The sequence below is a fragment of the Diaphorobacter sp. MNS-0 genome (genome assembly GCF_019602835.1).
GTDB classification, from domain to species: Bacteria; Pseudomonadota; Gammaproteobacteria; order Burkholderiales; family Burkholderiaceae_C; genus Diaphorobacter; species Diaphorobacter nitroreducens.
The window spans coordinates 292632-316778 of sequence record NZ_CP080761.1; the positions used below are offsets into that span (position 1 = coordinate 292632).

Annotated in this window: 22 protein-coding genes and 2 pseudogenes; 10 read left to right on the plus strand and 14 right to left on the minus strand. The window is 67.3% G+C overall.

All coding sequences use genetic code 11. The annotated features are described in order from the left end of the window. Positions 1–277: 277 nt before the first annotated feature. Entirely contained in the window at positions 278–1081 is an 804-nt protein-coding gene (locus tag K2L43_RS01355; protein ID WP_220638359.1) for an exodeoxyribonuclease III, read from the minus strand. A 10-nt stretch (positions 1082–1091) separates the two neighbouring features. Between K2L43_RS01355 and pyrE the strand changes: the two genes are divergently transcribed. Next, positions 1092–1802, plus strand: a complete 711-nt coding sequence (pyrE, locus tag K2L43_RS01360) for an orotate phosphoribosyltransferase (protein ID WP_220638360.1) — start codon at positions 1092–1094, stop codon at positions 1800–1802. Positions 1803–1867: 65 nt separating this feature from the next. Next, the gene (locus K2L43_RS01365; RefSeq protein ID WP_220638361.1) at positions 1868–2551 is read left to right on the plus strand and encodes a DUF4124 domain-containing protein; all 684 of its coding nucleotides are present in this window, start codon (positions 1868–1870) and stop codon (positions 2549–2551) included. A gap of 72 nt (positions 2552–2623) precedes the next feature. Here K2L43_RS01365 and gatB read toward each other — a convergent pair whose 3' ends face one another. From gatB to gatC, 3 genes are read right to left on the minus strand one after another with little or no spacing between them, the layout of a single operon-like run. After that, positions 2624–4081, minus strand: a complete 1458-nt coding sequence (gene gatB / locus K2L43_RS01370; RefSeq protein ID WP_047350388.1) for an Asp-tRNA(Asn)/Glu-tRNA(Gln) amidotransferase subunit GatB — start codon at positions 4079–4081, stop codon at positions 2624–2626. Positions 4082–4083: 2 nt separating this feature from the next. Further along, positions 4084–5586 carry an Asp-tRNA(Asn)/Glu-tRNA(Gln) amidotransferase subunit GatA gene (gatA, locus tag K2L43_RS01375; RefSeq protein WP_103736826.1) on the minus strand — a complete coding sequence of 501 codons (1503 nt, stop codon included), beginning with the start codon at positions 5584–5586 and terminating at the stop codon, positions 4084–4086. Positions 5587–5596: 10 nt separating this feature from the next. Then, positions 5597–5896, minus strand: coding sequence for an Asp-tRNA(Asn)/Glu-tRNA(Gln) amidotransferase subunit GatC (gene gatC, locus K2L43_RS01380; protein ID WP_220638362.1), 300 nt, complete (start codon positions 5894–5896; stop codon positions 5597–5599). A gap of 206 nt (positions 5897–6102) precedes the next feature. On the opposite strand from gatC, the gene K2L43_RS01385 reads away from it, so the two are divergent. The 4 genes from K2L43_RS01385 to mrdA are packed head-to-tail and all read left to right on the plus strand — an operon-like array spanning position 6103 to position 10579. Then, entirely contained in the window at positions 6103–7146 is a 1044-nt protein-coding gene (locus K2L43_RS01385; RefSeq protein WP_135147851.1) for a rod shape-determining protein, read from the plus strand. A 29-nt stretch (positions 7147–7175) separates the two neighbouring features. After that, entirely contained in the window at positions 7176–8093 is a 918-nt protein-coding gene (mreC, locus tag K2L43_RS01390) for a rod shape-determining protein MreC (protein ID WP_172205442.1), read from the plus strand. Further along, positions 8090–8611 carry a rod shape-determining protein MreD gene (gene mreD / locus K2L43_RS01395; RefSeq protein WP_011803707.1) on the plus strand — a complete coding sequence of 174 codons (522 nt, stop codon included), beginning with the start codon at positions 8090–8092 and terminating at the stop codon, positions 8609–8611. The genes mreC and mreD overlap by 4 nt, the downstream gene beginning before the upstream one ends. A gap of 27 nt (positions 8612–8638) precedes the next feature. Beyond that, a complete protein-coding gene (gene mrdA / locus K2L43_RS01400) occupies positions 8639–10579 on the plus strand; it encodes a penicillin-binding protein 2 (RefSeq protein WP_103736823.1) in 1941 nt (646 codons plus the stop codon). 16 nt (positions 10580–10595) lie between these two features. Here mrdA and K2L43_RS01405 read toward each other — a convergent pair whose 3' ends face one another. The 10 genes and pseudogenes from K2L43_RS01405 to K2L43_RS01450 all read right to left on the minus strand — a co-directional run. Further along, entirely contained in the window at positions 10596–11495 is a 900-nt protein-coding gene (locus K2L43_RS01405) for a DMT family transporter (protein WP_103736822.1), read from the minus strand. A gap of 132 nt (positions 11496–11627) precedes the next feature. Beyond that, entirely contained in the window at positions 11628–12380 is a 753-nt protein-coding gene (locus K2L43_RS01410) for an amino acid ABC transporter ATP-binding protein (protein ID WP_011803710.1), read from the minus strand. Further along, positions 12377–13159, minus strand: a complete 783-nt coding sequence (locus tag K2L43_RS01415) for an amino acid ABC transporter permease (RefSeq protein WP_011803711.1) — start codon at positions 13157–13159, stop codon at positions 12377–12379. The genes K2L43_RS01410 and K2L43_RS01415 overlap by 4 nt, the downstream gene beginning before the upstream one ends. A gap of 39 nt (positions 13160–13198) precedes the next feature. Next, positions 13199–13960, minus strand: coding sequence for an ABC transporter substrate-binding protein (locus K2L43_RS01420; RefSeq protein WP_011803712.1), 762 nt, complete (start codon positions 13958–13960; stop codon positions 13199–13201). Between the two features lie 165 nt (positions 13961–14125). After that, entirely contained in the window at positions 14126–15046 is a 921-nt protein-coding gene (rocF, locus tag K2L43_RS01425) for an arginase (protein WP_012655338.1), read from the minus strand. 37 nt (positions 15047–15083) lie between these two features. After that, on the minus strand, positions 15084–15842 hold the full coding sequence (locus K2L43_RS01430; protein WP_011803714.1) for a TSUP family transporter: 759 nt from the start codon (positions 15840–15842) through the stop codon (positions 15084–15086). A gap of 299 nt (positions 15843–16141) precedes the next feature. After that, positions 16142–16939: pseudogene (locus K2L43_RS01435) on the minus strand (GMC family oxidoreductase); the annotation flags it as partial. A 94-nt stretch (positions 16940–17033) separates the two neighbouring features. Further along, positions 17034–18035, minus strand: coding sequence for an IS1595-like element ISCsp2 family transposase (locus K2L43_RS01440; protein WP_011805635.1), 1002 nt, complete (start codon positions 18033–18035; stop codon positions 17034–17036). 45 nt (positions 18036–18080) lie between these two features. Continuing rightward, positions 18081–19082 carry an IS1595-like element ISCsp2 family transposase gene (locus tag K2L43_RS01445; protein WP_011805635.1) on the minus strand — a complete coding sequence of 334 codons (1002 nt, stop codon included), beginning with the start codon at positions 19080–19082 and terminating at the stop codon, positions 18081–18083. A 40-nt stretch (positions 19083–19122) separates the two neighbouring features. Then, positions 19123–20028 (minus strand): annotated as a pseudogene (locus tag K2L43_RS01450) (GMC family oxidoreductase); the annotation flags it as partial. 336 nt (positions 20029–20364) lie between these two features. On the opposite strand from K2L43_RS01450, the gene K2L43_RS01455 reads away from it, so the two are divergent. Genes K2L43_RS01455 through K2L43_RS01470 form a run of 4 tightly spaced genes read left to right on the plus strand, consistent with a single transcriptional unit; the run spans position 20365 to position 24000 of the window. Beyond that, on the plus strand, positions 20365–21483 hold the full coding sequence (locus K2L43_RS01455; protein ID WP_123675269.1) for an ABC transporter permease: 1119 nt from the start codon (positions 20365–20367) through the stop codon (positions 21481–21483). A gap of 2 nt (positions 21484–21485) precedes the next feature. Beyond that, a complete protein-coding gene (locus K2L43_RS01460; RefSeq protein ID WP_012655342.1) occupies positions 21486–22328 on the plus strand; it encodes an ABC transporter ATP-binding protein in 843 nt (280 codons plus the stop codon). After that, on the plus strand, positions 22328–23305 hold the full coding sequence (locus K2L43_RS01465; RefSeq protein ID WP_103736820.1) for an MlaD family protein: 978 nt from the start codon (positions 22328–22330) through the stop codon (positions 23303–23305). The genes K2L43_RS01460 and K2L43_RS01465 overlap by 1 nt, the downstream gene beginning before the upstream one ends. Positions 23306–23322: 17 nt before the next feature. After that, positions 23323–24000: an ABC-type transport auxiliary lipoprotein family protein gene (locus K2L43_RS01470; protein WP_220638363.1), complete on the plus strand. Its 678-nt coding sequence runs from the start codon at positions 23323–23325 to the stop codon at positions 23998–24000. Positions 24001–24147 lie beyond the last annotated feature (147 nt).

Sequence of the window (24147 nt, forward strand, 5' to 3'; positions counted from 1 at the left end):
GAGGGGTCTACCTCAATGACGATCCTGCCCGACTCACCTTTTGCCATGTATGTTATGTTACATCAAGCACACAACATGCGGCCTAAACCACCGCTGGAGGAGGCGCCGCTTGTTGATGAAGTCATGCGGAAGCTGCCTTGACCCCGGCTACCCATGCCTAAAGGCTGGCGCAAAACCCGTTAAATTAACTCTTGGGCTCCGAAGCACAGTGCTACTCATAGCGTGGTGACGTCGCTGAAGTCGCAACGTCGGCCTGCGTCGGTTCGCGCTGGCCGATTCATAGCATGATGTCATAGTCGACTGTGAGCGGCGCATGGTCGCTGAACCGCGTGGATTTGTAGATCGAAACGGCTTTAGCAGCTTGCGCGACCCCAGTTGTCGCAATCTGATAGTCAAGTCTCCAACCGACGTTCTTCGCATAGGCCTGCCCCCTGTTGCTCCACCAGGTGTAACAGTCATCGGTTGTATCGGGATGCAGCCGACGGTACACGTCCACCAGCCCGCCCGCGGGGTCGGAGATGTGCAACAACTTTGTCATCCAGGCGCGCTCCTCGGGTAAAAAGCCGCTGTTCTTCTGGTTGCTGCGCCAGTTCTTCAGGTCGATCTGCTGGTGGGCAATGTTGATGTCACCGCACAGGATGAACTCCCGCTCGGCCTTCAGCCGCATGAGGTGCGGATGGAATTCCTCCAGGAAGCGGAACTTGGCCAACTGGCGCTCCTCGCCCGAGGAGCCGCTGGGGAAGTAGGCGCTGATGATGGACAGGCGCCGCGCGGGCGTGTCAAAGCGCAGTTCCACGTAGCGCCCCTCGGTGTCGAACTCGCTGGAGCCGTAGCCGATGACCACGTCGCTGGGCTCGTGGCGCGCATAGATGCCCACGCCGGAGTAGCCCTTCTTCACCGCAAAATGGAAGTAGCCCTTCAGGCCGGCCAGCTCCTCGAAACGCCCATGCATGTCCGCAGACTGGGCCTTGATTTCCTGTACGCAAATACAATCCGGCCGGCTTTGGGCAATCCATGCCTCGACCCCTTTGGACGTGGCCGAGCGGATGCCGTTGAGGTTGAGACTGGTTAATTTGAACAAGGATGCATCCATGGTGACAGACAGCGCGCAGACGGTGGAACAAGGGGCGAGCCAAGCCCGCCTGGCGCAGGATTTCGTGCGGTTTGCTGTGGATTCAGGGGTGCTGCGCTTTGGTGAATTCAAGACCAAGGCAGGCCGCTTGAGCCCGTATTTCTTCAACGCCGGTCTGTTCGACGACGGCGCCAAGCTCGGGCGGCTGGCGCAATTCTATGCACAAGCCCTGATGGCCAGCGGCGTCGAGTTCGACATGGTCTTCGGCCCCGCCTACAAAGGCATTCCGCTGGCCGCCACGGTGGCCGTGGAGCTGGCGCGCCTGGGCAAGAACGTCCCCTTTGCCTACAACCGCAAAGAGGCCAAGGACCATGGCGAGGGCGGCACGCTGGTGGGCGCGCCGCTGCAGGGCAAGGTGCTCATCATCGACGACGTGATGAGCGCCGGCACCGCCGCGCGCGAGTCCATCGCGCTGATCCGCGCTGCGGGTGCCACGCCGCATGCCATTGCGATCGCCCTCGACCGCCAGGAGAAGGCCACCGAGAATGGACAGGACGTGGACCACAGCGCCGTGCAGTACGTGCGCCGTGAACTGGGCATGCAGGTTTGTGCTATCGCCAAGCTGGCGGACTTATTGCAATACCTATCGGTGGGTGGCGGCGATACGCAGATGCGCGAGCACCACGAGCGGGTGCTGGCCTATCGCCAGCGCTACGGCGTGAACGACTGAAAACAACGGCAGCAGCCAGGAGGGCAGGGGTTTTGAAAGCAGGCACACGACACGCGGGCTGGTTCATGGCAGGAGCAACCGCCGCAGCGCTGGGCCTGTTGTCCCCGGTCGCCTGGGCGCAGCCGAAGCCGCCGCAAGAGGTGTACACCTGCATCGACAAAACCGGCAGGCGCATCACCGCCGACCGCCCCATCGCCGACTGCGTGGACCGTGAGCAGCGCATCCTGGACCATACGGGGGCCGAGCGGCGCCGCATCGGCCCCACGCTGACCGAACACGAGCATGCCGCGTTGGAAGTGCAGCGCCGCAAGGAGGCGCAGGAGCGCGCGCGCATTGCCGAAGAGCGCCGCCGCGAGCGCGTGCTGATGGCGCGCTACCCCGACGAGGCGGCCCACCAGGTTGAGCGCGAGGCCGCCCTCGTGCAGGTGGACGAGGTCATGGCCGTAGCACGCAAGCGCATCCAGGAACTGCAGGTCGAGCGCAAGCGCATTGACGGCGAGATGGAGTTCTACCGCCGCGACCCGCTCAAGGCGCCGATGAAGCTGCAGCGCCAGATCGCCGAGAACGATGAGGCCGTGGCCGAGCAGCAGCGCTTTTTGACCGCGCAGGACCAGGAAAAGCGCCGCATCCACCAGCGCTTCGACGCCGAACTGGCCCAGCTGCGCCAGTTATGGGCGGCCCAGCGCGCGGCGGCGTCGCAACTGGTGCCGCCGCAGTCCACGCTCGTATCGCCCGGCGCCTCGCGCTGAGACGGCACACAAAAAAGGCTCCAACGGGAGCCTTCTTTTTTGATAGCTGCCAGCGCTTGACTGGCCAGCGTTTCAGGCCAGTTTGGCCTTCAGCAAGTCGTTGACCTGCTGGGGGTTCGCCTTGCCCTTGCTGGCTTTCATCACCTGGCCTACGAGGGCGTTGAAGGCCTTGTCCTTGCCGGCCTTGTACTGTTCCACGTTGGCGGCGTTGGCGGCAATCACCTCGTCGATGATCTTCTCCAGCGCGCCCGTATCGTTCATCTGCTTGAGGCCCTTGGCCTCGATCACGGCGTCCACGTCATGGCCTTCGCCGCTCCACAAGGCTTCGAATACCTGGCGAGCGGCGTTGTTGCTGATGGTGCCGTCGTTGATGCGGCCGATGAGCGCCGCCAGTTGGGCGCTGTTCACCTTGGCCTGCTCCACACCGATCTCCTCGGCATTCAGGCGGCGCGAGATCTCGCCCATCACCCAGTTGGAGGCGAGCTTGGGCTGGCCGCAGCCCTTGGCGGCGTCCTCGAAATAGGCCGCCATGGCCTGGCTCTGCGTGAGCGTGGTGGCGTCGTACTCGGGCAGGCCGTACTGCTGCACGAAACGCGCGGCCATCGCGCGCGGCAGCTCGGGCATCTGGGCCCTGATGTCGTCGATCCACGGCGCGGCGATGCGCAGCGGCGGCAGGTCGGGGTCGGGAAAGTAGCGGTAGTCGGCCGCGTCTTCCTTGGTGCGCATGGCGCGCGTCTCGCCCGTGTCGGGGTCGAACAGCACGGTGGCCTGCTGGATCGCGCGGCCATCCTCGATCTCCTCGATCTGCCAGCGGATCTCGTAGTCGATCGCCTGCTGCATGCTCTTGAAGCTGTTGAGGTTCTTGATCTCACGGCGCGTGCCCAGGGGCTGGCCGGGCTTGCGCACCGAGACGTTGGCGTCGCAGCGGAAGCTGCCTTCCTGCATGTTGCCGTCGCAGATGCCGATCCAGGTCACGATCTTGTGCAGTTCCTTGGCGTAGGCCACGGCTTCTTCGCTGCTGCGGATGTCGGGCTCGGTCACGATCTCCAGCAGCGGCGTGCCGGCGCGGTTCAGGTCGATGCCCGACTGGCCCCCTCCACCCAATGAGGAGTCCTCGTGCAGCGACTTGCCCGCGTCTTCCTCCAGGTGGGCGCGCACCAGGCGCACGGTCTTCTTCTCATCGCCCAGATAGAAGGAGACTTCGCCGCCTTGCACCACCGGGATCTCGAACTGGCTGATCTGGTAGCCCTTGGGCAGATCCGGGTAGAAGTAATTCTTGCGCGCAAAAATGCTCTCTGGCGCAATGTGGGAGCCAAGGGCCAGTCCCAATTTAATAGCGCAGGCGACAGCCTCGCGGTTCATCACCGGCAGGGTGCCGGGCAGCGCCAGGTCCACGGCGCAGGCCTGGGTGTTGGGCTCGGCGCCAAAGGCGGTGCTGGCGCGGCTGAAGATCTTGCTGCGGGTGGCGAGCTGGGCGTGGGTCTCGAAGCCGATGACGACTTCGTAGCCCTGGATGAGTTTCGCGGTCATGGTCAGATGCCCTCCGGCGCACGGAGGTGGAAGTCGGTCGCCTGCTGCAGGCGGTGCGCGGCGTTCAGCAGGCGGCCCTCCTGGAAGTAGTTGCCGATGAGCTGCAGGCCCACGGGCATGCCGCCCGCGCCAAAGCCGGCGGGCACGCTCATGCCGGGCAGGCCGGCCAGCGACGCGGGCAGGGTGAAGATGTCGGCCAGGTAGTCGGCCAGCGGGTCGTTGCCGTGCTCGCCGAGCTTCCAGGCCACGCTGGGCGCCACGGGGCCGGCGATCAGGTCGCAATCCTTGAAGGCGTTCTGGAAGTCGTCCGCGATCATGCGGCGGATCTTCTGCGCCTGCAGGTAGTAGGCGTCGTAGTAGCCGTGCGAGAGCACGTAGGTGCCGATCATGATGCGGCGCTTGACCTCGTCGCCGAAGCCTTCGGCGCGGGTCTTCTTGTACATGTCCACCAGATCGGCGTAGTCCTTGGCGCGGTGGCCGAACTTCACGCCGTCAAAGCGCGAGAGGTTGGACGACGCCTCGGCCGGCGCAATGATGTAGTACACGGGGATCGACAGCTCCGTGCGCGGCAGGCTGATGGGCACCAGCTTGGCGCCGAGCTTCTCGTACTCCTTGAGCGCCGCATCGACAGCGGCGCGCACGTCGCCCGCCAGGCCGTCGCCGAAGAACTCGGCCGGGATGCCGATGCGCAGGCCGTCGATGGAGTCATTCAGCTGGGCGCTGAAATCCTCGGCCGGCACGTCCAGGCTGGTGGAGTCGCGGTCGGGGTCGGGGCCGCACATGGCCGACAGCAGCAGCGCGCAATCCTCGGCCGAGCGGGCCATCGGGCCAGCCTGGTCCAGGCTGGAGGCGAAGGCGATCATGCCGTAGCGGCTGGCGCGGCCGTAGGTGGGCTTGATGCCGGTGACGCCGCAAAACGATGCCGGCTGGCGGATGGAACCGCCGGTGTCCGTGCCGGTGACGGCCGGCGCCAGGCGCGCGGACACGGCCACGGCGCTGCCGCCCGAGGAGCCGCCGGGGATGCGGCTGGTGTCCCAGGGGTTGCGCACCGGTGCGGGGGCGTCGCAGCCCACGGGCGCCACGGCGGAGTTTTCGTTGGCCGAGCCCATGGCGAACTCGTCGCAGTTGAGCTTGCCCAGGGTTACGCAGCCGGCATCGGCCAGACGAGTGACCACGGTGGCGTCGAACGGCGACTGGTAACCGGCCAGCATCTTCGAGCCGGCGGTGCTGGGGAAGTCGCGGGTGACGAAGATGTCCTTGTGCGCGATCGGCACGCCGGCCAGCGGGGCAGCCGTGCCGGCGGCCAGGGCCGCGTCCTGCGCGCGGGCCTGCGCCAGGGTGGCGTCCTCGTTCATGGCGACGTAGGCGCCCAGGTTCTGGTGCTGGCGTGCGCGGGCCAGGAAATGCTGCGCGGCCTCGACGGCCGAGACCTGTTTGCTGCGCAGTGCGCTGGTCAGCTGTGCGATGCCCAGGTCGTGGAGTTCGGAGGAGGGGGTGTTGCTCATGCTGTCGTCCTCACTCGATGACCTTGGGCACCAGGAACAGGCCGCGCTCGACGGCCGGCGCGCTGCGCTGGTTGGCCTCGCGCTGGTCGGGCTCGCTGGCCACGTCCTCGCGCAGGCGCAGCTGCACATCCCGCACCACCGCCACCGGGTGCGACAGGGGGGCGATGCCATGGGTATCCACAGCCTGCATCTTCTCGACGATGCCGAAAAAACCGTTGAGTTGCGTGAGCATGCGCTCACTTTCGTCGGGGCTCAGTTCGAGCCGGGCCAGATTGGCGATGCGGCCGATATCCTGGGGTGTCAGTGCCATAGGGAAGAGGGACGGGCGGAAACCAGATGTAAAGCGGTTTTCCGGGCTCCGCCAGGGGGAGTTATTCACAGGGGATGCGTTATTATCCCGGCTTTGCCGCTAGACCTCCATATTGCCGGTCATTGTGCGAAAAAAGCCAACAAACACCCCCGTAATATCCGGCGACGGCAGGCCGACGTGCATGCCGTGCCTGAGAGGACCCCTGCATGTTCGGAGCTTTCCGTCGGTACTTCTCCACCGACCTGGCCATTGACCTTGGCACAGCCAACACCCTGATTTTCGCCCGCGACAAGGGCATCGTGCTCGACGAGCCCTCCGTCGTCGCCATCCGCCACGAGGGCGGCCCGCACGGCAAGAAAGTGATCCAGGCCGTGGGCCACGAGGCCAAGGCCATGCTGGGCAAAGTGCCTGGCAACATCGACGCCATCCGCCCGATGAAGGACGGCGTGATTGCCGATTTCGTGATCACCGAGCAGATGATCAAGCAGTTCATCAAGATGGTGCATCCCCGCTCGGTGCTCACGCCCAGCCCGCGCATCATCATCTGCGTGCCCTGCGGCTCCACCCAGGTGGAGCGCCGCGCCATCAAGGACGCGGCCGAAGCGGCCGGCGCCACCGCCGTGTACCTGATCGAAGAGCCCATGGCCGCCGGTATCGGCGCGGGCCTGCCGGTATCCGAGGCTTCTGGCTCCATGGTGGTGGACATCGGCGGCGGCACCACCGAGGTCGGCGTGATCTCGCTGGGCGGCATGGTCTACAAGGGCAGCGTGCGCGTGGGTGGCGACAAGTTCGACGAATCCATCATCAATTACATCCGCCGCAACTACGGCATGCTGATCGGCGAGCCGACGGCCGAGGCCATCAAGAAGAACATCGGCTCTGCCTTCCCCGGCTCCGAGGTCAAGGAGATGGAGGTCAAGGGCCGCAACCTCTCCGAGGGCGTGCCGCGCAGCTTCACCATCTCGTCCAACGAGGTGCTGGAGGCCCTGACCGAGCCGCTCAACCAGATCGTCTCCGCCGTCAAGAACGCGCTGGAGCAGACCCCGCCGGAGCTGGGCGCCGACATTGCCGAGCGCGGCATGATGCTCACCGGCGGCGGCGCGCTGCTGCGCGACCTGGACCGCTTGCTGGCCGAGGAAACCGGCCTGCCCGTATTGGTGGCCGAGGAGCCCCTGACCTGCGTGGTGCGCGGCTGCGGCATTGCGCTGGAGCGCATGGACCGCCAGGGCAGCATCTTCACCAGCGACTGAGCCCGAACCGCGCCTGACGAGCTGTCCGCATGCCACAGGGAACCCTGGACCGTTCGGCGCCGACGCTGTTCAAGCAGGGGCCATCGCCGCTCTCCCGCCTCACCCTCTACAGCGCCCTGGCGCTGTTTTTGATGGTGGCGGACGCACGCTTTCACCTGACAGAGCCGCTGCGCAAGGCCGTCTCCACGGCGCTGTACCCGCTGCAATGGCTGATGCTGCAGCCGGTGGAGTTCGCGGACAAGGGGGCCGGATACTTCCAGTCGCTGCAGGCCGCACAGCAGGGCATGGACGACGCGCAGCGCACCATGGCGCAAATGGCGGTGCGCGCCGGCGAGGCCGAGCAGCTGCTGCGCGAGAACGCCGAGCTGCGCCAGTTGCTGGCACTGCGCGAGCGCCTGACCACCGAGGCCACGGCCGCGCAAGTGATTTATGACACGGCAGACCCCTATACGCGGCGTGTGATGGTGGACCGTGGGCAGCTGGCAGGCGTGGAGCCGGGCTCGCCGGTGATGGATGCCTCGGGGGTGCTGGGGCAGGTCACACGCGTGTTCCCCATGCTCAGCGAAGTCACGCTGCTCATCGACCGCGACCAGGCCATTCCTGTGCTCAACCTGCGCACCGGTGCACGCAGCGTGGCCTACGGCGACCCGGTGGCCGGGCATGGCGGAGGCATGGAGCTGCGCTTCACGCCGGGCAATGCGGATGTGCAGGAAGGCGACCTGCTCACCACCAGCGGCGTGGACGGCCTGTACCCCGCGGGCCTGCCGGTTGCGCGCGTGCTGCGCGTGGAGCGGCGTGCCGACTCCGCCTTTGCGCGCATCTACTGCGCTCCCGTGGCGCAGATGTACGGAGCGCGCCATGTGATGGTGCTCAAGCCGGTGGTGGCCGACCTGCCGCCGCGCCCCGAACCTGCGCCGGCGGCGCCCAAGCGCGGAGGCCGCAAATGATCATGCCCAAGGGCCAGCAGCTGCTGCTGCCCGTGAACCCGGTCTTCATCGCTGCCAGCCTGGTGGCCGCGCTGGCGCTGAACATGCTGCCACTGGGCCGCGTGGTCTGGACGCCCGACTGGGTCATGGTGCTGCTCGTGTTCTGGGGCATGCACCAGCCGCAGCGCGTGGGGCTGGGGGTGGCTTTCCTCATGGGGCTGTGCCTGGATGTGTACCAGTCTGCCCTGCTGGGCCAGCATGCGCTGGTGTACTGTCTGCTGATGTTCGGCGCGCAATACACGCACCGCCGGCTGCTGTGGTTCGGCCCGCTGCTGCAGGCGCTGCAACTGCTGCCGTTGTTCTTTGCGGCCCATGCGCTTGAACTGCTGCTGCGCGTAGCCATCGGCGGGGGCATCCTGCCGGGTTTCGAAGGCCTGGTGGCACCGCTGCTGGAGGCCGCCCTCTGGCCGCTGGCCAGCTGGGTGCTGCTGGCGCCGCAGCGCCGCCCGCCCGACCGCGATGAAAACCGGCCGCTGTGAGCGCGCAGGGGTGAAGGGCCGCCGCGGATGACCGAACTGCGCAATGCCGAGGCCGATGTCTGGCACTTTCGCCTGCGCGTGTTCGTCGTGGGCGTGGTGGTGCTGCTGGCATTCCTGCTGATCGTCGCGCGCCTGGTGGTGCTGCAGGTGGTGCGCCACGAGGACCTCGCGGACCAGGCCGAGAGCAACCGCACGGCGGTCGTGCCCATCGTGCCCAACCGCGGCCTCATCCTGGACCGCAACGGCGTGGTGCTGGCCACCAACTACTCGGCATACACGCTGGAGATCACGCCCTCGCGGACCATGGACCTGGAGGCGACGATCGACGCGCTGGCCGAGGTCGTGGACATCCAGCCGCGCGACCGGCGCCGCTTCAAGCGTCTGCGCGAGGAGTCGCGCAGCTTCGACTCCCTGCCCATTCGCACACGGCTGTCGGACGAAGAGGTGGCGCGCTTTGCGGCGCAGCGCTACCGCTTCCCCGGCGTGGACATCAAGGCGCGGCTGTTTCGCAACTACCCGCTGGGCGAGGTGGCGAGCCACGCCATCGGCTACATCGGCCGCATCAACCAGCGCGAAAAGGAGCGCATCGAGGACTCGGACGATGCGGCCAACTACCGCGGCACGGACTACATCGGCAAGCTGGGGGTGGAGCAGAGCTTCGAATCCACGCTCCACGGCCAGACGGGGTTCGAGCGCATGGAGACCTCGGCCGGCGGGCATGCCGTGCGGCGCCTGAACAGCCACCCGGCGACGCCGGGCAACACGGTGATGCTGTCGCTGGACATCAAGCTGCAAAAGCTGATCGAAGATATGTTCGGCGAGCGCCGCGGCGCTCTGGTAGCGCTGGACCCGCGCAACGGCGAGGTGCTGGCGCTGGTGTCCAAACCCACGTTCGACCCCAACCTGTTCGTCGAGGGCATCGACCAGGAAAACTGGCAGGCGCTCAACGAGTCCATCAACAAGCCGCTGCTCAACCGCGCGCTGCGCGGCACCTACCCTCCCGGCTCCACCTACAAGCCCTTCATGGCGCTGGCCGCGCTGGAGCTGGGCAAGCGCACGGCGGGGCAGGTGTTCAACGACCCGGGCTATTACAACTATGGCGGGCGCACCTTCCGCAGCCACGAAGGCGGCCTGGGCGGCGTGGACATGCACCGCGCCATCCAGTATTCGAGCAACACCTACTTCTATTCGCTGGCCGTGGAGATGGGTGTGGACGCCATCCACGACTTCATGAAGCCGCTGGGCTTCGGGCAGATCACCGGCATCGACCTCGGGGGCGAAGTGCGCGGCGTGCTGCCCAGCACCGAGTGGAAGCGCAACACCTACAAGCGCCCTGAGGCCAAGCGCTGGTACTCGGGCGAGACAGTGTCGCTGGGCATCGGCCAGGGCTACAACAACTTCACCATGCTGCAGCTGGCCGTGGCCGAGGCCACGCTGGCCAACGGCGGCACCCGCCACCGTCCGCACCTGATCAAGGCCGTGAAAGACCAGGTGGGCGGGCAGGTGACCGAGGTGCAGCAGCCCCCCGGCGAGCGCCTGGGCTACAACCCCAAGCATGTGGCGATCGTGAACAACGCGCTGATGGCCGTGAACCAGGCGGGCACGGGGCGGCGCGTGTTCGCGGGCGCGCCCTACACCTCGGCGGGCAAAACCGGTACGGCGCAGGCGGTGAGCCTGGGGCAGAACGTGCGGTACAACGCCAAGCTGCTGGAGGAGCACCAGCGCGACCACTCCCTTTTTGCCGCGTTCGCACCCGTGGAGGAGCCCCGCATCGCCGTGGCCGTGATCGTGGAGAACGCGGGCTTTGGCGCGGCGGCGGCGGCGCCCATCGTGCGCCGCGTGTTCGACTACTGGCTGCTGGGCCAGTACCCGAGCGAGCAAGACCTGGCGGCCGTCTCCAAGGGGCAGGCCGGTGCTCCCATGGGCACGCCGCGCAACGCGGCGGACGTGCCGCTCGCGATGCCCTGAGGGCTCTTGCGCCCGATCAGGGTGCGGAAGGACGCGCCAGTGCGCGCGGCGGCGGCAACTGGCTCACCACCAGGGCGGCCACGATCAGCGCCGCGCCCGCCAGGCCGGCCGCGCCCAGGCGCTCGCCGATCAGCACCCAGGCCGTGGCGGCGGCAAACACCGGCTCCAGCCCGAAGACGATGGCGCTGCGCATGGCATCCACGCGCTGCTGGCCCCAGGCCTGCAGCGTCACCACCAGCACGCTGGCCACCACGCCCAGGTAGGCCAGCGCCGTCAGCGCGTGCGCCGGCAGGTCCGCCAGGGCCTGCAGCGTCGTGGCGACCTCGCCATGGCGCGCGAGCAGCAGCACGCTGGCCGCGGCGAACATCACCAGCGCCTGCACCGCCGCCATGCGTGTGGCGCGCAGCGGCCGGGCCGCCGTGCGGCGCGCGCATTCCTCCAGCGTGAGGATGTAGATGGCATAGAACAGCGTGCTGGCGAGCGTCAGCGTGTCGCCCAGGTTCCACGGCTCGTTCTCGTGGAACATCAGCACCATGCCGGCCAACGCCATGGCGCAGGCCGCCCACAGCGCGGCGCCATAGCGCCGGCCCAGCACGGCCATGGCCAACAGCGGCACCACCAGCACGTTCAGCCCGGTGACGAACGCATTGCGGTTGCTGCTGGTGCGCGCCAGCCCCTCGATTTGCAGCCAGAACGCGAGGAACAGCAGGGCGCCCAGCAGCAGACCCCAGCGCAGTTCCGTGCGCCGCAGACCGCGCCACAGCGGCGCCAGGACCAGCAGCGCAATCGCGAAGCGGGCCCAGATGATCTGCAGCGCATCCAGGTGCGCGGACATCATCTTCATCGCAGGGAAGGTGGTGCCCCAGACGGCGACCACCAGCAGGAGGGCCAGCAGGCCCTGGCGTTCGGAACGCATGGCTTCTTCAAAAATGAGAGCTGTTGGCGCTTGTCTCAAAAGGATTCTGATATGTTTTCATATCGGAACCCAAGTACATCAAGCGCTGGCAGCTATGGTTTTATAAGCGGCCGCACCGTGCCACCCGGCCGGTCAGTGGCTCATGCGCCCGATGAAGGAGCGGATGCGGTCGTTGGCCGGGTTGGAGAAGAACTCGGCCGGCGGCGCATCGTGGGCAATGCAGCCCTGGTCGAAGAACATCACGCGGTCGGCCACCTCGCGCGCAAAGCCCATCTCGTGCGTGACCACGATCATCGTCATGCCGCCGCGCGCCAGCTCGCGCATCACGTCCAGCACCTCCTGCACCATCTCGGGATCAAGGGCACTGGTGGGCTCGTCGAACAGCATCACCTTCGGCGCCATGGCCAGCGCGCGCGCAATCGCCACGCGCTGCTGCTGGCCGCCCGACAACTGCCAGGGGTACTTGTGCGCATGGTCCTGCATGCCCACGCGCTTGAGCAGGGCCATGGCCTTGTCGTTGGCCTCGCGGCGCGACGTGTGGCGGATGCGGCGCGGCGCCAGCGTCACGTTGTCCAGCACCGTCATGTGGCCGAACAGGTTGAACTGCTGGAACACCATGCCCACTTCGCTGCGCTGCAGCTGCAGCGTGCGCGGGTCGTCGGTGACCTCCACGCCGTCGATGGTGATGCTGCCGCTGTCATGCGGCTCCAGGCGGTTGATGGCGCGCAGCAGCGTGGACTTGCCCGAGCCCGAGGCGCCGATGATCACGGTGACCTCGCCCGTGCGGAACACGGTGGACACGCCCTTGAGCACCTCGTGGCTGCCGAAGGCCTTGCGCACGTCCTTGCACACGATGTAGGGATTGGCGGAAGCGGCGTGGCTCATTTCACACGCCCTTCGACGTCAAAGCGGTACTCGATGGCATGCGTGACCTGCGTCACCAGCGTGGTCAGGATCAGGTAGGTGATGGCCACCGTGGTCAGCGTGGCCACGGGCTGGAAGGTGGCGGACTGGATGCGGTTGCCCACGTTGGTCAGCTCCACCACGCCGATGGCGTAGGCGAGCGACGAGTCCTTGAGCAGCGCCACGAAGTTGCTCACCAGCGGCGGCAGCGCGATCTTGAAGGCCTGGGGGAACACGACGTCGAAGAAAACGTGCGTGCGCGACAGGCCGAGCGCGCGCGCGGCCTCGGTCTGCCCGCGCGGCACGGCCAGCAGGCCGGCGCGGATGGCCTCGGCGTTGTAGGCGCCCACGTTCAGGCCCAGCGCCACCACGGCGGCGGCGAAGTCGGGCAGGTTCAGGCCCGGCACCAGCACGGGCAGCGCGAAGTACACGAACAGGATCTGCACCAGCAGCGGCGTGCCGCGGATCGCCCAGATGTAGAAGCTGGCCACCCAGCGCAGCCAGGCCAGGCGCGAGGTGCGCGCCAGCGCCGCGGCGGTGCCCAGCAGCAGGCCCACGGTGCCGCTGACCAGCGTCAGGTACAGCGTGGTGAGCGCGCCTTCGGAGAAGAGCTCCGCGTTGGAGCCGATGGGCTCAGGAAAGAAGGAGAGGAACTGGCCGAGCAGGGCGAGGACCAGCGCCATCAACACCAAAGCCGCCACCAGCGTTGCATTGCTGCGCTGGGTGCGGCTCCAGTGTGCGGGCCAGAGAGCGAGAAGCATGGGCAAAGCGGGCCGGACCCGCAGGCCCGGCGCAGTCGGTTACTTGCAGGTGACGTCTTCTTGGAAGTACTTCTGGGAGATCTTGCCCACAGTGCCGTCGGCGATCGCTTCCTTCAGCGCCTTGTTCCAGGCGTCGGCCAGGCCCTGGTTGCCCTTGGAGACGGCGGCGGCCACCTGCTCCACGAACAGCATGTCGCCCGTGCGGAAGCCCGCCTTGGGCGCCTTGGCCAGCATTTCCTTGGCCACGAAGCGGTCGGTCACCCAGGCGTCCACGCGCTTGGACGCCAGGGCGTTGCGCGCGGCTTCGTCGGTGGGGAAGTTCTTCACGTCCTTCACGCCGGGCACCTTCTTCACGGCGTCCAGATAGGTCGTGCCGGTCTGCACGGCCACCACCTTGCCGTTCAGGTCGGCGGCCTTGGCCACCTCGGGCTTCATCGACACGATGATGCCGCCCGAGCAGTAGTGCGGCAGCGTGAAGGTCACGGCCTTGGAGCGCTCGTCGGTGATGGCGTGCGAGGCGATCACCAGGTCCCAGCGGTCCTGGGCCAGGCCGGTCAGCAGCGCGTCGAAGCCGACGGTCTTCCACTCGTACTTCAGGCCCATCTTCTTGACCACGGCCTCGGCCACTTCGATCTCGTAGCCCGTGAGCTGCTTGCCCTTGAAGAAGTTGAACGGCGCGTACTGCCCCTCGGAGCCGAGGATGATGGTGCCGCTCTTCTGGATTTCTTCCAGGGGACGCGCCTGCACGACAACGGCGGCGCACAGCGCCACAGCAGTGGCCAGGGTCTTGAACATCTTCATAGGGAGTTCCTGCTTGCTTCAGGTACAAAAAATCCGGCATTGCGGATCACAAGCCGGAAACCAACGCCTGCGCAAGAAGCCCGGGTAAGGGCGGCGTCACGAGGCGGTCACATTATAGAGAGCGGCCCCTGGTGCGCCGCATTGACGCAAACCCGGGGGCCAGGGTCATTGCGGGCGCATCAGCGTGGACTTGCCGAACAGGCTCTCCAGCAGGTCCACGGCCAGCTCGGCCGTCTGGTTGCGCACGTCCAGCGCAGGGTTCAGCTCCACCAGGTCCGCCGAGCCGAGCGCGCCGCAGTCGGCCAGCATCTCCATGCACAGCTGGGTCTCGCGGTAGGTCGGGCCGCCGCGCACGCCGGTGCCCACGCCCGGGGCCACCGACGGGTCCAGGCAATCCATGTCGAAGCTCACGTGCAGGTGCGTGTCCTGGTCCACGTCGGCCAGCGCGGCCTGCATCACCGCGCGCATGCCCAGCTCGTCGATGGTGCGCATGTCGTACACCTCGATGCCGTGCTCGTTGACGAAGCGCTTCTCGGTGGCATCCACGCTGCGCACGCCGATCAGCGTGATCTGGCCGGACTGCAGCGCCGGCGGCGCATCGGGGCCGGCCAGGCGCGTGAGCTGCGCCGGACCGTGGCCCAGCAGGCACGCCACAGGCATGCCGTGCAGGTTGCCGCTGGGGGAGGACTCGGGGGTGTTGGCGTCCGCGTGCGCGTCGAACCACAGCACCTTCAGCCGCCGCCCGCGCGCGCGGCAGTGCTGCGCCACGGCGCTGATGGAGCCGATGGCCAGGCAGTGGTCTCCGCCCATGAGCAGCGGCAACTGTCCCGCCTGCAGCGCAGCGTGCGTGGCTTCGTACACCGCCCGGTTCCAGGCCGCGACCTCGGCCAGATGGCGAAAGCCGCTGGCGGGCTCGGCCTGCGGATTGCCGGGGCCGGCCAGGTTGCCCTGGTCGCGCACGTCGAAGCCGCGTGCCTGCATGGCCCGCGCAATGCCCGCGATGCGCAGCGCGTCGGGGCCCATGCTGGCGCCCAGCACGCTGGCGCCCACGTCGGTGGGGGCGCCGATCAGGGTCAGGGTCGTCATCGGGTCTCTCCTTGCCAGTGAATGCGGGTGAATCGGGTCAGCGCAGGAACGCGTCGTAGCCGGTCTTCAGGATCAGCATGCCCACCACCAGGATGAAGATGCCGCGCACGAAGCCCGCGCCATGCTTCAGCGCCAGGTGGGCGCCGAGCAGGCTGCCCACCACGTTGGCCACGGCCAGCGGCAGCGCGAAGTGCCACCAGACATGGCCCTTGGCCGTGAACAGGATCAGCGCGGCCACGTTGGTGGCCAGGTTCAGCAGCTTGGCGGACACCGACGCGTTCAGGAAATCGTAGCCCAGCACGCGCACGAAGAGAAACACGAAGAAACTGCCCGTGCCGGGGCCGAAGAAGCCGTCGTAGAAACCGATGGTCACGCCGATGGCGCAGGCCGCCAGGGTTTCACGCCCTGCAGCCAGGCGCGGCGCGTGGTGGCGCCCCAGGTCCTTGCGCGCCAGGGTGTAGATCAGCAGCGCCACCAGCACCAGCGGCAGCAGCTTGCGCAGGAAATCGGCGGAAATCAGCGTCACCACCCAGGCGCCGGCGAACGCGCCGACGAATCCCGCGAGCGCCGCCGGCAGCAGGGCACGCCAGCGCATCTGCACGCGGCGGCTGTACTGCCAGGTGGCGATGCCCGTGCCCCAGATGGCGGCACTCTTGTTGGTGCCCATCAGCGTGGCCGGCGGCGCGGTGGGAAACGTGGCGAACAGGGCGGGCAGCAGGATCAGGCCGCCCCCGCCGACGATTGCGTCCACGAAGCCGGCCAGCAGCGAGGCCAGCGAGACGATGATCCATTCCATGGGCGCGATTGTCGCACCGCTACCGCTACGGAATCAGTAGCTGCTTGCGCCCAACCTGCGGGCGCTGGGGCCACTTTTGCTGAAAGTCTCGATAAATAAAAAGGCACCCGGGTTGCGGGTGCCTTGTGAAGGGGCGTCTCGTTGCGGATGCCTGATTGGATGGTTGATGTTCTTGTGTTAGGGCTGTTGTCTCCTCGGTCCCCTCGGTTGGCGTGCCGAGGCGCGCTTCGAGTGCATGGACTGTAATAAAACGCACCCCGGTGGTGCATTGGTGGTTTCCCGCACCTGCTGCCACTGGTTCAAACTGGGGCACGCGCCTCGCTGCGAATCCATTGGGCGGCCATCTCGGCCATCATCAGCGTGGGTGCATTGGTATTGCCGCTGGTGATGGTGGGCATGGCGCCCGCGTCCACCACGCGCAGGCCGGCCACCACGCCGCCGCGGCCGTCGCGCACGCGCAGGCGCGCATCCAGCACGGCCTGCGGATCGTCCAGCCGGCCCATGCGCGTAGTGCCCACGGGGTGGAAGATGGTGGTGGCGATATCGCCCGCCAGCCGGGCGAGGTCTTCGTCGCTCTGGTACTGCGGGCCGGGCTTGTATTCCTCGGGCTGGTAGGGAGCCAGTGCGGGCTGGGCCACGATGCGGCGCGTGACGCGCAGACTGTCGGCGGCCACCTGGCGGTCCTCGGGCGTGGACAGGTAGTTGGGAGCGATGGCCGGCGCGGTGCGGAAGTCCGGGCTCTTGATCTGGATGGTTCCGCGGCTGGTGGGGTTCAGGTTGCACACGCTGGCCGTGAAGGCCGGGAAGCGGTGCAGCGGCTCGCCGAAGGCCTCCAGCGACAGGGGCTGCACGTGGTACTCAAGGTTGGGGTGCGGCAGGTCCGGCTGGCTGCGTGTGAAGGCGCCCAGTTGCGACGGCGCCATGCTCATCGGACCGCTGCGCTTGAAGGCGTATTCCAGTCCGATCCTGGCCTTGCCCAGCAGGTTGCCCGCCAGCATGTTCAACGTGGGCACGCCCTGCACCTTGTACACGGCGCGGATCTGCAGGTGGTCCTGCAGGTTGGCGCCCACGCCGGGCAGGTCGGCCTGTATGTCGATAAGGGGTATCTATTTAGCTCCAGCAGCCCCATTGATACTGTGATTTCATAAGGGGTATCTATTTAGCTCCAGCAGCCCCATTGATACTGTGATTTCATCCAGCAATGGTATCCGATTGGCTCTCCCCGGTGTTCTTGCTCACGACATCCCCATACGTCACTGGCGGCGTAACCACCGCTTGCTGCAGCAAGCGGTAAAACAGCATCCCGCGTGAGCTGGATGTGCGCCGGTTGAAACGGAACACGAATTCATCGAGATAGGCGTCCAGGTGGTCTGGCTGTACAGAGCCATGATGTGTTCCCAGCACCCAGCGCTGTACCAGTGAGGCGACCCGGTGCACTCCCGCCATGGAGACATGGGCAGGTACGCCTGAGCCGAGCATGACGGTGCGCTGGTGGGTGTAACCCAGTTCTCCCAGAGCGCGGTATGCCGCCGAACCATCCGTGCGTACCTGGGCTCCAGGCTCGACCACCTCCTGCACAAAGGGGATTACGTGGGTGGCGGCGTCTCGGTCAATGCGGCGTAACCGGATGCGCCCAAACCCCTTGGGCTCCACGATCTCCACCGCCATGACCATCAACACTTTGGTGGTGCTGCTCTTGCGCCCTGCAGGGGTGGCGGGATTCTTGCGATCCGTGATGGACAGGTACGTTTCATCCACCTCCACAAGCCCCTTGAGCTTGTCCCGGCCCGGGCGGACCATGGCACGTCGAAACCGGTGCAGCATGGTCCAGGCGGTCTGGTAGCTCCCCAAACCCAATACGCGCTGCAGCCCCAGGGCGCTCACGCCTTGTTTCTGATTGGTCAGGTACCAAGCTGCAGCCAGCCAGACACGCAGCGGTGTGCGCGTCTTGTCAAAGATGGTTCCAGATGTCACTGTGCCTTGGTACTGGCATGAGCGGCACATCAGGCGGGTGCGGCTGGCGCGGTACACATCGCCAGCGTTGCCGCAACGCGGGCAGACGAAGCCTTGGGGCCACCGAAGCTTCTCCAGGAACGCCTGGCAAGCCTCTTCGGTGGCAAACCAGTCAAGAAATTCGTTCCAGGTGCGGGGGTAGTCCCCTCCAGGAGTTGGCGTTAGCATCTGGGTTTCCATCCAGCTATTCTCACGTCACTGGAGCTAAATAGATACCCCTTGATTTCATCCAGCAATGGTATCCGATTGGCTCTCCCCGGTGTTCTTGCTCACGACATCCCCATACGTCACTGGCGGCGTAACCACCGCTTGCTGCAGCAAGCGGTAAAACAGCATCCCGCGTGAGCTGGATGTGCGCCGGTTGAAACGGAACACGAATTCATCGAGATAGGCGTCCAGGTGGTCTGGCTGTACAGAGCCATGATGTGTTCCCAGCACCCAGCGCTGTACCAGTGAGGCGACCCGGTGCACTCCCGCCATGGAGACATGGGCAGGTACGCCTGAGCCGAGCATGACGGTGCGCTGGTGGGTGTAACCCAGTTCTCCCAGAGCGCGGTATGCCGCCGAACCATCCGTGCGTACCTGGGCTCCAGGCTCGACCACCTCCTGCACAAAGGGGATTACGTGGGTGGCGGCGTCTCGGTCAATGCGGCGTAACCGGATGCGCCCAAACCCCTTGGGCTCCACGATCTCCACCGCCATGACCATCAACACTTTGGTGGTGCTGCTCTTGCGCCCTGCAGGGGTGGCGGGATTCTTGCGATCCGTGATGGACAGGTACGTTTCATCCACCTCCACAAGCCCCTTGAGCTTGTCCCGGCCCGGGCGGACCATGGCACGTCGAAACCGGTGCAGCATGGTCCAGGCGGTCTGGTAGCTCCCCAAACCCAATACGCGCTGCAGCCCCAGGGCGCTCACGCCTTGTTTCTGATTGGTCAGGTACCAAGCTGCAGCCAGCCAGACACGCAGCGGTGTGCGCGTCTTGTCAAAGATGGTTCCAGATGTCACTGTGCCTTGGTACTGGCATGAGCGGCACATCAGGCGGGTGCGGCTGGCGCGGTACACATCGCCAGCGTTGCCGCAACGCGGGCAGACGAAGCCTTGGGGCCACCGAAGCTTCTCCAGGAACGCCTGGCAAGCCTCTTCGGTGGCAAACCAGTCAAGAAATTCGTTCCAGGTGCGGGGGTAGTCCCCTCCAGGAGTTGGCGTTAGCATCTGGGTTTCCATCCAGCTATTCTCACGTCACTGGAGCTAAATAGATACCCCTTATGTCGATACCGTGCCGCTGCAGCAACGCGCCGGGGCCGATGCCCGACAGCTGCAGAATCTGTGGCGAGTTCACCGCGCCGGCGCTCAGGATCACCTCCTGCTGCGCGTGGGCCGTGACCATTTCCTCGCCGGTCCACACCTGCACGCCGGTGCAGCGCAGGCTGCCGTCCGGCTGACGGTCCAGTACCAGGCGCGTCACCTGGGCCGAGGTCCACATCTCGAAATTGGGCCGCCCGTAGCAGGTGGGGCGCAGGAAGGCCTTGGCCGTGTTCCAGCGCCAGCCGTTCTTCTGGTTGACCTCGAAATAGCCCACGCCCTCGTTGGTGCCGCGGTTGAAGTCGTCGGTGGCGGGAATGCCGGCCTGCTGCGCGGCCTGGGCGAAGGCGTCGAGGATGTCCCAGCGCAGGCGTTGCTTTTCCACGCGCCACTCGCCCGAGCTGCCCGTGGACTTGCTGCCGTGCAGGCGCTTGAAGTTCTCGTTCACGCCCTCGGGCTGGTCCAGGCGCCAGTGGTCCTCGTGGCGGCGAAAGGCCGGCAGCACGTTGTCCCAGCGCCAGGCGTCGTCGCCCGTGATCTGGGCCCACTGGTCGTAGTCGCGCGCCTGGCCACGCATGTAGATCATGCCGTTGATGCTGCTGCAGCCGCCCAGCACCTTGCCGCGCGGGTAGCGCAGGCTGCGGCCGTTCAGGCCGGTGTCGGCCTCGGTGTGATAGAGCCAGTCGGTGCGCGGGTTGCCGATGCAATACAGGTAGCCCACGGGAATGTGGATCCAGTGGTAGTCGTCCCTGCGGCCGGCCTCCACGAGCAGCACACGGTTCTTGGGGTCTGCGCTGAGCCGGTTGGCCAGCAGGGCGCCGGCGGTGCCGCCGCCGATGATGATGTAGTCGAAAGTGGTGTCGCTCATGGATGCCGATCGCACGTCAGGGAAGGAGCGCAACGCGCCAGCGCCGGGGCTGCCGCAGTGCAGCAATCGATTGTGCGATTCGGCACTCGGGTGTCGAGAGGGAAACCCCGCTGCGCTACGCTTTTTGATAGTGGCAGCGCGCGCTGCGGGTGCGTCACGGCCGGTTTTTGATGTTTTTTCAAGCGCCGGCGGGCCTCGCTTTTGCCACGCGCCAATTCTGTGGAATGATGCGCCGCGTCAGCCCCGTGCGCGGCGCGGCCGCCGGAATATGCAAAACTGCGGGCGCCGCCAGTGGCGCCGGCGCCAGCCGGTCGCCCGGCCTCTTTCCCGACCACCATGCCCGTCACCCACCCTCCATCGGTCGTGCAGGACCACGCTGCCAGGCCCCTTGCCCAGCCGCAGGGCGAGTGGGTGGCCGCGGCCTTTGCCGACCGCCGGGCCTGGCGGCGGGTGGCGGCGCAGCTCAAGGAGTGCGGTCCCGGCGTTGCCTGGAGCCTGCAAGGCGTGCAGCGTCTGGACCACGTGGGCGCGCAGATCCTGTGGAACCACTGGGGCCGCGCCTGGCCCGAGCAGCTGGAACTGACCGAGAACCAGCGTGAGATGCTGGAGCGCGTGGCGCAGTACACCACCCCCTGCGAGCCCCCCGCGCCTTGGCGCCTGGGCGACCAGGTGGACCGCCTGGGCGTGCTGGTGCTGCACGCGCTGGACCATGTGCGCCATCTGGTGATATTGGTGGGCCAGCTGGTGCTGGACGTACTGCGCCTGCTGCGCAACCCGCGGCGCGGGCCCTGGCGCGACATCTCGGGCCACCTGTACCGCATGGGCGCCACGGCGCTGCCCATTACGGCGCTGGTGGGCTTCCTGATCGGCGTGGTGCTGGCCTATCTCATGTCGCTGCAGTTGCGGCAGTTCGGCGCCGAAGCGTTTATCGTGAACATCCTGGGCATCTCGCTGATCCGCGAGCTGGGGCCCATGCTGGGCGCCATCCTCGTGGCGGGGCGATCGGGCTCGGCCATCACCGCGCAGATTGGCGTGATGCGCGTCACCGAGGAGCTGGACGCCATGCGCGTCATGGGCATACCGCACGGTTTTCGCCTGGTGATGCCGCGCGCGCTGGCGCTGGCGCTGGCCATGCCGCTGGTGGCCCTGTGGACCACGCTGGCGGCGCTGGCGGGCGGCATGCTGGCTGCGGACCTGACCATGGGCATCTCGTCGGCCTACTTCGCGCAGGCCCTGCCTGCCGCCGTGAATGTGTCCAACCTGTGGCTGGCGATGTCCAAGTCGGTGGTGTTCGGCGTGTTCATCGCGCTCATCGGCTGCCACTGGGGGCTGCGCGTCAAGCCCAACACCCAGAGCCTGGGCGAAGGCACCACCGCCTCGGTGGTGAGCGCCATCACCATGGTGATCATCGTGGACGCGCTGTTCGCCGTCGCCTTCAAGAACGTGGGTTTCTAGCCATGGATGCCACCCGCCCCGCCGCAGACGCCGACACCCGGGCCGTGGTTGAGCCGCCGGTGGTGGACATCCGCGGCCTGGCCACGGTGTTCGGCCGGGGTGACGAAGCGTTCACGGTGCACGACGACCTGCAGCTCACCGTGCAGCGCGGCGAGATCCTCTCGCTCGTGGGAGGCTCGGGCACCGGCAAGACGGTGTTGCTGCGCCACATCCTGGGGCTCACGCGGCCCACACGCGGCAGTGTGGAGGTGCTGGGCCGCTCGGCGGCTGAGCTGGTCGGCGGCGAGCGCGCCAGCAGCCGCGTGGGCATGCTGTTCCAGCACGGGGCGCTGTTCTCGGCCTTCAACGTGCTGGACAACATTGCTTTCGCGCTGCGCGAGCTGGGCACGCTGCCACCCGCGCTGGTCAACGACGCGGCCATGGTCAAGCTGCGCCTGGCGGGGCTCAAGCCCGAGCACGCCACGCGCATGCCGGCGGACCTCTCGGGCGGCATGATCAAGCGCGTGGCCCTGGCGCGCGCGCTCATCATGGACCCGCCGCTGCTGCTGCTGGACGAGCCCACGGCGGGGCTGGACCCGAGCAGTTCCGACGAGTTCTGCGCGCTGCTGCGCGAGCTGCATGCGGCGCTGGGCCTCACGGTGATCATGGTCACGCACGACCTGGATACCCTGTACGCCCTGTCCACGCGCGTGGCCGTGCTGGCCGACCGGCGCGTCATCGTCACCGGCACGCCGCAGGAGGTCGCGCGCTTCGACCATCCCTTCATTCACCACTTTTTTCTCGGAGAACGCGGCCGCCGTGCCATGGCCCAGCCGCCCGCCGCCTCTTCGTCCAAGGAAGCCTGATGGAAAACAAGTCCCATGCCCTGGCCGCAGGCATTTTCGTGATCGCCGTGGCGGCGCTGCTGGCCGGCCTCGGCATGTGGCTCACGCGCGACCAGACCGATTACCAGCTCTACGAGTTGTCCAGCAAGGACAGCGTGAGCGGCCTGCAGCCCCAGGCAGCCGTGCGCTACAAGGGCGTGGCCGTAGGCAAGGTCACGCACATCGGTTTTGACCCGCAGGTCGCGGGCAACGTGCTGATCCGTATCGCCGTGAATGCGGACGCGCCCATCAGCCCCACCACCTTCGCCACGCTGGGCTACCAGGGCGTGACGGGCCTGGCTCATGTGCAGCTGGACGACGCGGAGGCGCCGCTGCCCGCGCCGCCGCCGGGCGCCAGCGGGCTGCCGCGCCTGCCGCTGCACAGCTCCTCGTTCAGCCAACTGGCCGAGCAGGGTCCGGCCATCCTGGGCCAGGTGCAGGAGGCCACGCAGCGCATCAACACCCTGCTGGGCGACGAGAACCAGCAGCGCTTTTCCACGGCACTGAAGCAGTTGGGCGACGCGGCGGGCAGCATCGACCAGCTCGCGCGCCGCCTGGACAACACCGTGACCACCCGGCTGGACCCCGCGCTGGCGGGCGTGCCGCCGCTGGTGCAGGACACGCAGCAGACCCTGCAGGCGCTGCGCCAGGCGGGCAGCAGCGCGGCCACGGCCGCCAACGACGTCAGCCAGGCCATCCGCACGCTGCAGGCCGAGGGCGGCGCGCTCGACGAGATCGCCGCGGGCGCCAAGTCGCTGGCCGGCGCGGCCGACCGCTTCGGCCGCGTCACGCTGCCGCGCATCAACCATGCGGCCGACGAGACCGCGCGCGCCGCGCGCCGCCTGGGCCGCACGGCCTCGGGTATCAACGACAACCCGCAGTCGCTCATCTACGGGCCCGGTCGCTCGGCCGCGGGACCGGGCGAGCCCGGTTTCACCGCCCCCGCAGCACAGCAATGACACATCGCAAGGATCCTATGATGACTATCAAAAAGATAGCTGCTAGCGCTTATCAGATAAGGGCTAAGGCCATATTTTTCTTGGCATCCCTGGCCCTGGTGGTGGGCTGCTCCATCCTCCCCGAGCCGCCGGTGCGCGCCGATGTGTACGACTTTGGCCCCGGTCCCTTGCAGGCGCCGGGCCCCGCGGCCAGCGCGCCGCTGCCCCCGATCGCGCTGGCCGAGGTGACCGCCACGGGCCTGCCCGAGGGCAGCACCGCGCTGCTGTACCGGCTGGCCTATACCAACGCCCAGCAACTGCGCCCCTACACCCAGGCGCGCTGGAGCCTGCCGCCCGCCGTGCTGCTGCACCAGGCGGTGCGCGAGCGCCTGGGCCAGCGCCGCGCGGTGCTCTCTGGCGACGACGGCATGGCCGTGTTGCTGGAGCGCGGCCGCATGCCCAGCGTGCTGCGCCTGGAGCTGGAGGAGTTCAGCCACGTGTTCGGCGCGCCCCAGGCGAGCGCCGGCCTGGTGCGTGTGCGCGCCGTGCTGGCCGACGCGAGCACCGCGGGTGAGACGCTGGTCACGCAGCGGGTGTTCGTGGCGCGGCGCGATGCCGCCACGCCCGATGCCGCTGGCGGCGCCAAGGCCCTGGCCGATGCGGCGGCCCAGGTGGCCGAGGAGCTGGCCGCATGGGTGGAGCAGTCCGGCCGCTGAGCGCCTGCGCCCTTCCCACCCCCAGAGACATGCTGCGCATGCCTCTTTTTTTTTGCCCGCCGCGCACCGGCGACGGGGCGGCGGCCTACATGCCGCTGTCGCCCTGGGCTGACGCCGCTTGCGTGCGCGCACCGACGCGCTGCCGCC

Coding starts and splice junctions, on each gene's coding strand:
- rocF (WP_012655338.1), bottom strand. CDS start 15,046: ATGACGACCCTGACCCTGATCGGCGCCCCCACCGACGTGGGCGCCAGC.
- mrdA (WP_103736823.1), top strand. CDS start 8,639: ATGACCGAACTGCGCAATGCCGAGGCCGATGTCTGGCACTTTCGCCTG.
- pyrE (WP_220638360.1), top strand. CDS start 1,092: ATGGTGACAGACAGCGCGCAGACGGTGGAACAAGGGGCGAGCCAAGCC.
- gatB (WP_047350388.1), bottom strand. CDS start 4,081: ATGACCGCGAAACTCATCCAGGGCTACGAAGTCGTCATCGGCTTCGAG.
- K2L43_RS01365 (WP_220638361.1), top strand. CDS start 1,868: ATGGCAGGAGCAACCGCCGCAGCGCTGGGCCTGTTGTCCCCGGTCGCC.
- gatA (WP_103736826.1), bottom strand. CDS start 5,586: ATGAGCAACACCCCCTCCTCCGAACTCCACGACCTGGGCATCGCACAG.
- K2L43_RS01465 (WP_103736820.1), top strand. CDS start 22,328: ATGGAAAACAAGTCCCATGCCCTGGCCGCAGGCATTTTCGTGATCGCC.
- mreD (WP_011803707.1), top strand. CDS start 8,090: ATGATCATGCCCAAGGGCCAGCAGCTGCTGCTGCCCGTGAACCCGGTC.
- K2L43_RS01415 (WP_011803711.1), bottom strand. CDS start 13,159: ATGCTTCTCGCTCTCTGGCCCGCACACTGGAGCCGCACCCAGCGCAGC.
- K2L43_RS01430 (WP_011803714.1), bottom strand. CDS start 15,842: ATGGAATGGATCATCGTCTCGCTGGCCTCGCTGCTGGCCGGCTTCGTG.
- K2L43_RS01460 (WP_012655342.1), top strand. CDS start 21,486: ATGGATGCCACCCGCCCCGCCGCAGACGCCGACACCCGGGCCGTGGTT.
- K2L43_RS01420 (WP_011803712.1), bottom strand. CDS start 13,960: ATGAAGATGTTCAAGACCCTGGCCACTGCTGTGGCGCTGTGCGCCGCC.
- K2L43_RS01445 (WP_011805635.1), bottom strand. CDS start 19,082: ATGGAAACCCAGATGCTAACGCCAACTCCTGGAGGGGACTACCCCCGC.
- K2L43_RS01470 (WP_220638363.1), top strand. CDS start 23,323: ATGATGACTATCAAAAAGATAGCTGCTAGCGCTTATCAGATAAGGGCT.
- K2L43_RS01405 (WP_103736822.1), bottom strand. CDS start 11,495: ATGCGTTCCGAACGCCAGGGCCTGCTGGCCCTCCTGCTGGTGGTCGCC.
- mreC (WP_172205442.1), top strand. CDS start 7,176: ATGCCACAGGGAACCCTGGACCGTTCGGCGCCGACGCTGTTCAAGCAG.
- K2L43_RS01455 (WP_123675269.1), top strand. CDS start 20,365: ATGCCCGTCACCCACCCTCCATCGGTCGTGCAGGACCACGCTGCCAGG.
- gatC (WP_220638362.1), bottom strand. CDS start 5,896: ATGGCACTGACACCCCAGGATATCGGCCGCATCGCCAATCTGGCCCGG.
- K2L43_RS01385 (WP_135147851.1), top strand. CDS start 6,103: ATGTTCGGAGCTTTCCGTCGGTACTTCTCCACCGACCTGGCCATTGAC.
- K2L43_RS01410 (WP_011803710.1), bottom strand. CDS start 12,380: ATGAGCCACGCCGCTTCCGCCAATCCCTACATCGTGTGCAAGGACGTG.
- K2L43_RS01440 (WP_011805635.1), bottom strand. CDS start 18,035: ATGGAAACCCAGATGCTAACGCCAACTCCTGGAGGGGACTACCCCCGC.